The organism is Sphaerospermopsis sp. FACHB-1094 (assembly GCF_014696195.1).
Lineage (GTDB): Bacteria > Cyanobacteriota > Cyanobacteriia > Cyanobacteriales > Nostocaceae > Sphaerospermopsis > Sphaerospermopsis kisseleviana.
The window spans coordinates 1-9,665 of the sequence record NZ_JACJPT010000155.1 but is presented as its reverse complement, the minus strand read 5'-3'; the positions used below and the strand labels follow the sequence as shown (position 1 = coordinate 9,665).

Here is a 9,665-nt window from a genome sequence, read left to right as displayed (position 1 = left end):
AGATTGTTGTGGTGATCCTTGCTACGAAGCGGTCTTTTCTGACCAAGGTTGGGACGGTCTACCACTTCCTCTAACATACCTCTAAGATACAAGGTTGGGTTAAGCATCGCGCAACCCAACACATTTACAGTACAATTAAATTGATAAATCAAATAAAAACATCATGAAATTTATCATTACTATGTTTCAAGATGAAGATGGGATGTTTATTGTTGAATGTCCCTCTATTCCTGGTTGTGTCAGTCAAGGAATAACTGAAGCAGAAGCACAGGAAAATATTCAAGAAGCTATTAGGGAATGTTTAGAAGTTAGGTTAGAAAAAGGGATGCCTTTAACAGTAATAACTCGTGAAGTGGAAGTATATAGGGGTTGCTGAGAAAGTCTTTCCGTGAGGGCATAGGAGTCAGGAGTCAGGAGTCAGGAGTCAGGAGAAGATTTGAAAATTTCTTTGCCATCTCTTGAAATCCCCAAAAATGCACACTTTTTCCGGTATACCCTTCAAAACCCTTGCACTAATTTCTGTGTTTATCAGCCTCTAACCTTTGATATATCAAGGTTTTAGGTTTATTCAGCAAACCCTATATATAATGCCATCTGTACCAATATTAAAACCTGCGGAGGTTATTAAAACTTTTACAAAACTTGGCTGGGAAGTTTCTCGTCAACGCGGAAGTCTATTATTATGACCAAAGAAGGACATCCTGCTACTCTTTCTATCCCTAATCATAATCAAGTAGCACGGGGTACTTTACGCAGTCTTATTGCTAAAGCAGGAATAACAGTAGAAGAATTTATGAATGTTTTAGAAAATTAAAATTATAATCGTAGGTTGGATTAAGCAACGCGCAACCCAACCAAATGTTTTATCTAACAATCAGTTGACTTTAATGTGGATTTCAAATTTGTAATTCAAACCCTGGTAAAACATCTTCCCCGGAAAGTACAGCAGAAAGTTGGACAATTTCTACAGGTTTTTCACTTCTATAAATTTCTACTTCTTTATCCTGTGGGTTAATTAACCAACCCAAACGCAAACCATTATCTATATATTCCTGCATTTTTTCTTGCAGAGTTTTCAATCTATCGGTTTCTGATCTCAGTTCAATGATAAAGTCTGGTGTAAGTGGGGGAAATTTCTTTCGTTCTTCTTCTGTTAATGCTTCCCAGCGTTCTAATTTTATCCAAGCAACATCAGGTGAACGTTTTGCACCATTGGGAAGTCGGAATATTGTTGAGGAACTAAATACTATCCCTAATTTTGTTTGGTAATTCCACAGACTGACTTTAAAATTTAAGTCGGCTTCACTACGGCCGCTTTCTCCTCCTACTGGTGGCACAATAATTAACTCTCCTTCTGCATTTAGTTCTAAGCTTACATCTTTATTGGCCATACAGAGTTGGTAAAATTGTTCATCTGTAAGGCGAATAATTGGATCTAGGTTTAAGGTGACTGTGTTCATTTAACTACTCTTAGCCTTTAAGTAATATGTTTTTTGATGTAAAAACCTCAAGTAGATTTTTTCCGTTCTAATTTTCAAGGGTTATGGATATTACAACCTTATCAAGAATCATCTGTTAAAATAATTCTATAATACAATCTCTCAATATTTCTATCAAATCTTCCTTACTCACTTTATTATCAGCAACCTGCATTGTTAATTGATATGCTTCCTCTGGTGTCATATTCAAATCATAATCATTGATATTTAAAAACGTCACCATCACATCAAAAGCTGTGCGTTTATTACCATCTACAAAAGCATGATTTTTACAAATGTGAAATAAATAAGCTGCTGCTTGTTCATAAATTGTTGGATGTAATAATTCACCTCCAAAACTTGCTTGAGGTTGGTAAATTGCAGAATCTAATAAACCTTCATCGCGGATACCATCTGATCCACCATATAGGTTAATCTGTTTTTTATGTATACTTAATACATCTTCTTTATTAATGAATTTAGGATTATGCCAGTTTTCTATACACATAATCCCATTTTTTTGTAGATGCTAAAGAAATTAACATGGCTTCTGATTCTTGAGGTGTTATATCTCCTAAGTTAAAAGCATTAATTTCTTTTTCCGTGAATACATTTGTCCTTAAACAAGCCTTGATAAGTGATTGTAATAAGTGCTTTAAAGATTCAATCCAAATGTATATTTCAGATTCACACAGTTTTAAAAAAACCTTATCTAGAGTTTCTCTTTGAAATTTATATTGATTATAAATTTCTACAAAACCTATAGTCATTTTTTTGAGACTTTCTCCATTTATGATTAGGAATGAATCAGAATCTATAATTTCTTTCATCATAAAATACTGTTTTATAGATAATAACAATTGATTAAAAGGGTGTTCACCATTGCTTGATTTTTCAAGAATTACCTGAGATATTTTTCTTACTCTAATGAATTTTTCAATTAACTTTAACAATTCCTCCTGTAGTTGAATAACAGATATTTCCTGAATATTAACCAACTCAAGTATCTCCGCCATTTTTTCATCTTGCGGGTTAGGATCATTTAAGCATCTTTCCAGAACTTCTATCCTTTCCTGGATGCTATCAATAATCTCTTCGGGAAATGTAAAGCTGTATACCATACCTTATCTACCTTTATGGTGACATTATGTGCCTTCCTAAAACTCTTTTAACTCAAAAATACATAATCTTGAGTCCTAAAATCAGTATTTTGACAAAATTGGCAATAAATCTATTATAATAAAACATAAAAATATGTACTAAACCCATTTTAATATATGATCGCAAATCACGATATTTACATCACTCCCGAACAATATTTAGCACTGGAAGAAAAAAGCCCCGTCAAACATGAATACATCAACGGTTACATCTACGCAATGGCTGGTGCGTCAGATCCTCATATTACAGTAACAGGTAATATTTTTACTCTCATTCGGAATCACATTCGTGGTAGTGGATGTCGAGTTTTTTTTACTGACATGAAAACCAGAATAGAAACCATCAATCGTTTTTACTATCCTGATGTGATGGTTACTTGTGATGAAAGAGATAAAGGATTATTAAATTATAAAAAATTCCCATGTTTAATTATTGAAATATTATCTGATTCTACAGAAGCATTTGATCGGGGTGATAAATTTAAAGACTATCAAAATATCGAAACTTTACAAGAATATGTTTTAATTGATGTCAAAAAACCTCAAGTAGATCGTTTCCGACGTAATGATCAAGGTTTATGGATTTTACAATCTTATCAAGAATCATCTTTTGAATTGCAAAGTATTAATTTTCAGGGAAATATGAATGATTTATATGAAGATGTAAGTTTTTTATAGTAGATACCTACCTAGCGAGATTTTCCACTACCTTCAATCTACCTTAACCCAAAATACAAGCGTATAACTTAAATCCTTGCTAAACTAAATTTACAAATTTTCACAATCATAGATAAAAATCAATCATAATATATGATTTCAACTAATACACCCTCAAAACCTAGACAAAATTCCGCATTTAAAAACCTCATGTCTATCCATTGGTGGATGTCAGTTGGTTATTTAATCCTATTTTTAACTGGTACAATTATGTCCAGGTTGCCAAGAGAGGTTTTTATTCGTCCTTCTCTTTATGATTTTCATAAATCAATTGGCGCTTTAACAATGGCCATTCTCACTTGGAGAATTTTAGTATTGTTGCGGGTTTGGTGGCGCAAATATACAAAAAAATTTCCTAAATTCACTACCGAATGGTTTCAAACTGTCGCCCTTCATACCAGTTTGTATATCTTTATGTGGGTTGTTCCTGTTACGGGTTTCTTACTTTCTAATTCTTTTAAAAGTAATAATGTTAAAATTTTTGGTATTCTTTTACCTGATATGTTTCCCCAAAATTCAGCAATGGTGGAAATTGGTAGAAGTTTACATTTTTGGTTAGCTTACACATTTTTGGCTTTTATTATTCTACACTCAATTCAACAAAAAAAAGTAGTGCGATCGCTTTGGCGTAAATTTACCAAAACTATCACACTTGGGAATAATTTATCTAGTAACTAATGACGCAAGTTTTCTGAGTTTTACAATTATCAGTTATCAGTGAGAATAGGGTATAGGAAGGAAGGAAGGAAAGCAACTCCTGACTCTTGACTCCTTACATAATTAGCTGATTATTGTTCATGTTCCTGTTGATTATTATGTATCGTGTTATCTGCTTCCAATAACCTAGACATAAATACATCTGGTTTTCTACTCATCACAGATATCACTTTATCAATAGCAATGACTTCACTGATTTTCACCACCATTTCCCACAAAGTATCTTCTTCTGTCTCTTTGTTGTGCGTTCTGTGTTTAAACCACAATAAGTCATCTACAACCCCGATAATTGTTGCCAAATACCATTTATCTCTGATTAACAACCATATCTCTTTCTCTATGTAGGTTTGCAGAATAGATTTCATGATGGTTTAGATAACAAAAACTTATTGCGCTACATAGTATGCTGATGGGACAGAAAACGCAATAGTATATTTACTTATCTTTTCGTATTAAAAATAACGTTTATGTGTTAACAAAAATATGTATATTTTGAAACACTCACTGATTAGATTTAGTCCAGAAGTTGAGAAAAATCCCATATTTATTCTTTGTTAAGAATTATCAACTATCAACTATCAACTGTCAACTATCCAACTTACTTAGTAATTGCCGAATTACATTAGCATCTTCGGCTTCAGGAACTTTAGTTAAATAAATTTGCAGATCCTCTACTGCTTGGGTAAAGTAACCAAGTTGATAATAAAGCAAACCTCTGTCTCTTAATTCTAAACTCACACCAGGAAACAACAACAAAATTCTTTCTACCACAGACAGGGTTTTTTGTAAATCTTGGCGATTTAAATAAATATACTTCAAATTTGTGAGCATCCTCGCCAAAAACTGCCGCTTACTAACCACAGCTAAAAATTCTGGTTGTAATGTCACCGATTGCTGATAAATTTGAGATAGTCTTTCTTGACAGTCTTGAGGAAACATCACCTCACCACCATTAAAAGCATCCACAAAAATCTCAATGTCTGCAATATCGGGACGGATTAAAAAATGTCCAGGCATTCCTATGCCCACCATTGGAAAGTCAATGCGTTTTCCTACCTCCATGTAAACTAACGCTAAAGTAATAGGAATCCCGGTTTTGCGTTCTATGACATCATTAAAAAAACTATTACGCGGATCATAATAATCAATTTTATTACCTGTAAAACCTAATTCATCGTATAAATACTGGTTTATACTTTGAATCATCCGCAGCGGATAGCGGGAAGATGGTAAACGCTCCTCTAAATCTGTTGCCATTGTATCTAGGGCGTTTAAGTATTCTTCTGGATCAAGATTGGGATATTCTTCCTGGGCGATATATAAAGCAGCCCTGGCCAGGTTGATAGACTCGTCAGGTTGCTGGATTTCTTGGTAAAAATATTGACGTGCTGACGAGAAGTTCATAAGCAGTAGGTATGAGGCGACATACTCTTATTTTAAGGCAATTGAGGCAGTTGGGAGCGATCGGATCTCAAAATCGTATTTTTACCAGTTGTTTCATTAGACATCTCCAGAAAAGAAATTATGGAACTTATTTATGGGGGCAGGGCGAAGCTTATGGGATATCTAGATGTCTGATTTTTCCGTTAAATTATCGCCCATAAGCTTCGCCCCTACAACATATTACAAATTAATACATTCTATTATGGAGATGTCTATTACTTGATCATGTATGATCAACATATACCAAATATACTAAAATAAGATTTTTGTTTAGTTCTCTACATCTGTCAACTTATGAAATTACCTGACTTAAACACTGAAACTATAGATCGTATTATCGAAATGGCTTGGGAAGATAGAACCCCATTTGAAGCTATAGAAGCACAATTTGGACTTTTAGAAAAACAGGTAATTGCCTTGATGAGAAGAGAAATGAAATCTTCTAGTTTCCAGATGTGGAGAGAAAGAGTTACTCAACGCAAAACCAAACATCTGCAAAAGCGAGAATTTATTGCAGGTAGGTTTAAATCCCAAAATCAAAAATTTATTTCTTGACTAATTAAATCAATTATTTCTAGCAATTATTTCTAGAATATTCCGACAAATACTTGCATAAACATTAGTTTCTTGCTCGATATGGACATGATGAGGAAAAGTTGGTAAGTTGGGAAAATGCTCTACATTATCCCATCTTTTTCTTAACTGGGTTCTAGTACCATCCATCCATTGATAGCGATAGGTTTCTGTAATACATTTATCTCCCTGTACTTTAAAAAATTCCACCACTTCTAAAAAGTCACCATTCGTTAAATTCAATCTTGCCCGAAAATAACCTTGATCAGATAATGCTCTTTCTTTGACAATATCAATTTGAGCAATTATCGAACTGGTAATTAGTTTAGCTTTTATTTCTGTAAAATAATCCTCAACAATCATATTCAAATTAAGATTGAAGTAACGCTAAACGACTTTGTAAATCAGACCACATTTGATAAAAAGCACTCCATTCCACAAAATCTACTTCATCTCCTAATTGACCTGCTTTAAATTGCTGATAAAACTCCGCAGATGAGAATTGATACTGTTGTTCAAATACTTGCAAATCTGTTTCTAATTCTCTGATTTGCTGTTTAATATGTTCTCTTTCTTGATGAATAATTTTTCTAAGTGATGAAGCTAAAATATCACTATATCCTCCTTGTTGAGACAGTGTTTCTAGGACTTTTAATTGATTGATTATTTCTGTTTGAGTTGTCATGATTAATAAAACTCCAAATATATAAGGGTTTAGCAATGCTAAACCCCTATCTAATAATTTTTAATTATAGTTCTTCCTTATCTCTATAATCATAACAAGTCTAAAATATTTTGTCAACCCCCCCCATATTCTCTGTTCGCGTTTTTGTCAGAATCAGGATAACCAGGATTTAAGGATTTACAGGATGGTTTTTGTGGGTGTGAGGATTTTAGTTGTAAGCTGTGTCAAACTACATCATAAACATATCACATATATTTAATATTTAACGCATCCTACTTAAATCATCCTGTTCATCCTCTAATCCTGGACATTCTGATTCTGACAAGGAATATTCATTTAACACTCTTTGGCTCTTACTAATATAAGGGTTTAGCATTGCTAAACACCTACGTATAAAACGAGTCATTTATATTTATATTGTTATTGAATAATACAGATATATTAATTTAACATTCTTGGGTGAATGGCGATGGCGAAACGCCCGCCGTAGGCGATAAGCGAAGCTTAAGCCTTCGGCTATCGCATTTTAAAATTTACTAATGCAGCCCAGATCACCTACTCCTTCAAGAAGTCGGGGATCTACTTTTGGATCTAGTTTTAATAATGAATTTAAGGCAAAGATGGGATCATTCAGTGCTAACCTAAAAGATGATATTGCTTGATCTTAGGTCTTTGAAGACCAACTCTGAAAAATAGCTTCATTCATTAGGCGCAGCATGGTCACCACCGCAGAAAAAACAAACATAGGTTACATTACCCAAGTAATTGGTCCGGTTGTAGACGTTAAGTTCCCCGGCGGTAAACTACCCCAAATCTACAACGCTTTGACCATCAAAGGCACTAACGAAGCTGGACAAGAAATCAACCTCACCGTTGAAGTACAGCAGCTTTTAGGCGATAACCAAGTTAGAGCCGTTGCGATGAGCAGCACCGACGGTTTAACCCGTGGTTTAGAAGTTGTTGACACCGGCGCACCCATCAGCGTACCCGTAGGTAAGGCTACATTAGGACGTATTTTTAACGTTTTAGGCGAACCAGTAGACAACCAAGGTCCTGTAAACAACTCCGAAACTTTACCCATTCACCGCGAAGCTCCCAAACTCACAGAATTGGAAACCAAACCTTCTGTGTTTGAAACCGGGATCAAGGTTGTGGACTTGTTAACTCCCTACCGTCGTGGTGGTAAAATCGGTCTGTTCGGCGGTGCTGGTGTTGGTAAAACCGTGATCATGATGGAATTGATCAACAACATCGCTACTCAACACGGTGGTGTGTCTGTATTCGCTGGTGTAGGTGAAAGAACCCGCGAAGGTAATGACCTCTACAACGAAATGATCGAATCTGGGGTTATTAACAAAGATAACCTCAACGAATCTAAAATTGCTCTCGTTTATGGTCAAATGAACGAACCACCCGGAGCTAGAATGCGGGTTGGTTTGTCTGGTTTGACAATGGCTGAATACTTCCGTGATGTGAACAAGCAAGACGTACTGTTGTTTGTTGACAACATTTTCCGGTTCGTACAAGCTGGTTCTGAAGTATCTGCGCTGTTGGGACGGATGCCTTCTGCGGTAGGATATCAGCCCACTCTCGGTACTGACGTAGGTGCGCTACAAGAGCGTATTACCTCCACAACCGAAGGTTCTATTACTTCTATTCAAGCTGTATATGTACCTGCGGACGACTTGACCGACCCCGCACCTGCTACAACCTTCGCTCACTTGGACGGTACAACAGTATTGTCTCGTGGTTTGGCAGCTAAAGGTATTTACCCTGCGGTAGATCCTCTGGGTTCTACTTCCACAATGTTGCAACCCAATATTGTAGGTAAAGAACACTATGATACTGCACGTGCTGTTCAGTCTACCTTACAACGTTACAAAGAATTACAAGACATCATTGCTATCTTAGGTCTAGATGAATTGTCTGAAGAAGACCGTCTCACCGTAGCACGCGCTCGTAAGATTGAGCGTTTCTTGTCTCAGCCCTTCTTCGTAGCAGAAGTATTTACCGGTTCTCCTGGTAAATATGTGAAATTGGAAGACACCATCAAAGGTTTCCAAAGAATTTTATCTGGTGAATTGGATGATCTGCCAGAGCAAGCTTTCTACTTGGTAGGCGATATCAACGAAGCGATCGCTAAAGCCCAAAAGCTCAAAGGTTAATAGGTAATGGGTAATGGGTAATGGGTAATGGGTAAGAAATTCTCCCAACTACCAATTACCAATTACCAATCACCAATAATTAAGTAGAAACTAAAAGAATATGACTCTGACCGTTCGTGTAATTTCCCCAGACAAAACTGTTTGGGATGCTCCCGCTGATGAAGTAATTTTACCTAGCACTACTGGTCAGTTGGGTGTTTTAAGTGGACACGCTCCCATGTTGACAGCATTGGATACAGGTGTAATGCGGGTTCGTGCCAACAAAACTGCTAACTGGCAAGCGATCGCTCTTTTGGGTGGTTTTGCTGAAGTTGATGAAGATGAAGTTACCGTTCTGGTGAATGGTGCTGAACGTGGGGACGCTATTAATCTAGAAGAAGCCCGCACAGCTTTCAACCAAGCACAAACCAAATTAAACCAAGTTCCCGCAGGGGATAGACAAGCTCAAATCCAAGCCACACAAGCCTTTAAACGCGCACGCGCTCGTTTTCAAGCTGCTGGCGGTTTGGTGTAAGTCAATCCTGAAATGGACGATAAATAGGGTAGGCAATTAGCCTACCCTTGTTTATTTTTTGATTATGATGTTTAAAAATGTAATATTAAGTTTGTAACCCACATTCCGCACTCTGCTATATAAAACCTAGACAAAACTAGACTTTACTTTCTACTTCAACGGGAGCATGGGAGCAGTTATCCCTCAGTAGACTTTCACGCCTTAGCCAGACGC

15 protein-coding genes are annotated in these 9,665 nt (G+C 36.1%); 7 read left to right on the top strand and 8 right to left on the bottom strand.

Annotation, left to right across the window (positions count from 1 at the left end):
• The first annotated feature begins 163 nt into the window (after positions 1 to 163).
• Both H6F47_RS25470 and H6F47_RS28245 read left to right on the top strand, forming a co-directional pair.
• Positions 164 to 376 (top strand): type II toxin-antitoxin system HicB family antitoxin, encoded by a 213-nt coding sequence (locus H6F47_RS25470; protein WP_187040877.1) that lies wholly within the window; start codon positions 164 to 166, stop codon positions 374 to 376.
• Between the two features lie 306 nt (positions 377 to 682).
• Positions 683 to 814 (top strand): type II toxin-antitoxin system HicA family toxin, encoded by a 132-nt coding sequence (locus H6F47_RS28245; protein WP_228051754.1) that lies wholly within the window; start codon positions 683 to 685, stop codon positions 812 to 814.
• A gap of 82 nt (positions 815 to 896) precedes the next feature.
• On the opposite strand, the gene H6F47_RS25460 is transcribed toward H6F47_RS28245, so the two are convergent.
• The 3 genes from H6F47_RS25460 to H6F47_RS25450 all read right to left on the bottom strand — a co-directional run bounded on the left by H6F47_RS25460 (position 897) and on the right by H6F47_RS25450 (position 2,599).
• Positions 897 to 1,460 (bottom strand): Uma2 family endonuclease, encoded by a 564-nt coding sequence (locus H6F47_RS25460; RefSeq protein ID WP_137666411.1) that lies wholly within the window; start codon positions 1,458 to 1,460, stop codon positions 897 to 899.
• Between the two features lie 115 nt (positions 1,461 to 1,575).
• Positions 1,576 to 1,986 (bottom strand): type II toxin-antitoxin system death-on-curing family toxin, encoded by a 411-nt coding sequence (locus H6F47_RS25455; RefSeq protein WP_190347542.1) that lies wholly within the window; start codon positions 1,984 to 1,986, stop codon positions 1,576 to 1,578.
• Positions 1,964 to 2,599, bottom strand: a complete 636-nt coding sequence (locus H6F47_RS25450; protein ID WP_137666413.1) for a hypothetical protein — start codon at positions 2,597 to 2,599, stop codon at positions 1,964 to 1,966. Before H6F47_RS25450 ends, H6F47_RS25455 begins: the two co-directional genes overlap by 23 nt.
• 156 nt (positions 2,600 to 2,755) lie before the next feature.
• On the opposite strand from H6F47_RS25450, the gene H6F47_RS25445 reads away from it, so the two are divergent.
• Both H6F47_RS25445 and H6F47_RS25440 read left to right on the top strand, forming a co-directional pair.
• Complete coding sequence (locus tag H6F47_RS25445; protein WP_190651562.1) at positions 2,756 to 3,316, top strand: Uma2 family endonuclease; 561 nt, start codon at positions 2,756 to 2,758, stop codon at positions 3,314 to 3,316.
• A gap of 132 nt (positions 3,317 to 3,448) precedes the next feature.
• A complete protein-coding gene (locus H6F47_RS25440) occupies positions 3,449 to 4,033 on the top strand; it encodes a cytochrome b (protein ID WP_190651560.1) in 585 nt (194 codons plus the stop codon).
• Positions 4,034 to 4,143: 110 nt separating this feature from the next.
• On the opposite strand, the gene H6F47_RS25435 is transcribed toward H6F47_RS25440, so the two are convergent.
• Complete coding sequence (locus H6F47_RS25435) at positions 4,144 to 4,437, bottom strand: hypothetical protein (protein ID WP_096571987.1); 294 nt, start codon at positions 4,435 to 4,437, stop codon at positions 4,144 to 4,146.
• A 220-nt stretch (positions 4,438 to 4,657) separates the two neighbouring features.
• Complete coding sequence (locus H6F47_RS25430; RefSeq protein WP_190651558.1) at positions 4,658 to 5,476, bottom strand: SirB1 family protein; 819 nt, start codon at positions 5,474 to 5,476, stop codon at positions 4,658 to 4,660.
• Between the two features lie 333 nt (positions 5,477 to 5,809).
• Between H6F47_RS25430 and H6F47_RS25425 the strand changes: the two genes are divergently transcribed.
• On the top strand, positions 5,810 to 6,070 hold the full coding sequence (locus H6F47_RS25425) for a TIGR03643 family protein (protein ID WP_190651556.1): 261 nt from the start codon (positions 5,810 to 5,812) through the stop codon (positions 6,068 to 6,070).
• A 9-nt stretch (positions 6,071 to 6,079) separates the two neighbouring features.
• On the opposite strand, the gene H6F47_RS25420 is transcribed toward H6F47_RS25425, so the two are convergent.
• The 3 genes from H6F47_RS25420 to H6F47_RS25410 all read right to left on the bottom strand — a co-directional run bounded on the left by H6F47_RS25420 (position 6,080) and on the right by H6F47_RS25410 (position 7,179).
• Complete coding sequence (locus tag H6F47_RS25420) at positions 6,080 to 6,451, bottom strand: DUF6516 family protein (RefSeq protein WP_242027495.1); 372 nt, start codon at positions 6,449 to 6,451, stop codon at positions 6,080 to 6,082.
• 7 nt (positions 6,452 to 6,458) lie between these two features.
• The gene (locus H6F47_RS25415) at positions 6,459 to 6,773 is read right to left on the bottom strand and encodes a hypothetical protein (RefSeq protein ID WP_190651554.1); all 315 of its coding nucleotides are present in this window, start codon (positions 6,771 to 6,773) and stop codon (positions 6,459 to 6,461) included.
• Positions 6,774 to 7,035: 262 nt separating this feature from the next.
• Positions 7,036 to 7,179, bottom strand: coding sequence for a hypothetical protein (locus H6F47_RS25410; RefSeq protein WP_190347537.1), 144 nt, complete (start codon positions 7,177 to 7,179; stop codon positions 7,036 to 7,038).
• A 310-nt stretch (positions 7,180 to 7,489) separates the two neighbouring features.
• Between H6F47_RS25410 and atpD the strand changes: the two genes are divergently transcribed.
• The gene (gene atpD / locus H6F47_RS25405) at positions 7,490 to 8,938 is read left to right on the top strand and encodes a F0F1 ATP synthase subunit beta (RefSeq protein ID WP_137666417.1); all 1,449 of its coding nucleotides are present in this window, start codon (positions 7,490 to 7,492) and stop codon (positions 8,936 to 8,938) included.
• A 100-nt stretch (positions 8,939 to 9,038) separates the two neighbouring features.
• Positions 9,039 to 9,452 (top strand): ATP synthase F1 subunit epsilon, encoded by a 414-nt coding sequence (gene atpC / locus H6F47_RS25400; protein WP_137666418.1) that lies wholly within the window; start codon positions 9,039 to 9,041, stop codon positions 9,450 to 9,452.
• Positions 9,453 to 9,665 lie beyond the last annotated feature (213 nt).